Annotated in this window: 2 protein-coding genes; both read left to right on the forward strand. The window is 50.1% G+C overall.

The genetic code is table 11. The annotated features are described in order from the left end of the window. Positions 1-116 precede the first annotated feature (116 nt). A complete protein-coding gene (locus IT781_RS22965; RefSeq protein ID WP_370527080.1) occupies positions 117-311 on the forward strand; it encodes a transposase in 195 nt (64 codons plus the stop codon). Between the two features lie 30 nt (positions 312-341). Further along, a complete protein-coding gene (locus tag IT781_RS22970; RefSeq protein WP_370527081.1) occupies positions 342-647 on the forward strand; it encodes a transposase in 306 nt (101 codons plus the stop codon). Positions 648-724 lie beyond the last annotated feature (77 nt).

A 724-nucleotide genomic window follows, 5' to 3' on the forward strand; every position in this document is an offset into this window, starting at 1 on the left:
GCAGCAACTGCGTTCACTGATCGTTGCGATCGAAGAGAAAAAGCTTGCAAAACGGGGGAGTCCATATATGCGCTGAGGCACGAAGCGCATCGTTCGAGTAACCATCAGGCAGACCAATGACTGACTACCGCCGGATCTACGCTCCTGGCTCAACCTGGTTCTTCACCGTGAATCTTGCCGAACGCCGGCATAACTATCTCTTGGTAGAAAATATTGATCTGCTGAGAGCCGCTTTTCGTTACGTCAAGGAGCGCAAACCTTACCGGATCAATGCCGTCGTTATCATGCCTGACCACCTGCACTGTATCTGAACATTACCTCCTGGAGACAGGGATTTTTCCATGTGCTGGAATCTTCTCAAAGGTCATTTTTCCCGTGCCATACCGCAAGGCGAGAGAATTTCCTCAAGCCGGAGCAAGCGTCGGGAACGCGGTTTGTGGCAGCGCCGATTCTGGGCGCGTTTATTATGCGACCAAGCCGATTTTAACAACCACATGGATTACATCCATTGGAATCCTGTCAAGCATGGCTATGTACGAAAAGTTGTCGACTGGCCGCATTCGAGTTTTCATCGATACGTTGATCAGGGCGTTTATCCGATGAATTGGGGACATTCCGGCAATTTCGATAGCCATGTAAGTGAATGACTCGAACGATGCGCTTCGTGCCTCAGCGCATATATGGACTCCTCCGTTTTGCAAGCTTTTTCTCTTCGATCGCAACG

The sequence above is a fragment of the Methylobacter sp. BlB1 genome, from assembly GCF_015476545.1.
Taxonomy (GTDB): domain Bacteria; phylum Pseudomonadota; class Gammaproteobacteria; order Methylococcales; family Methylomonadaceae; genus Methylobacter.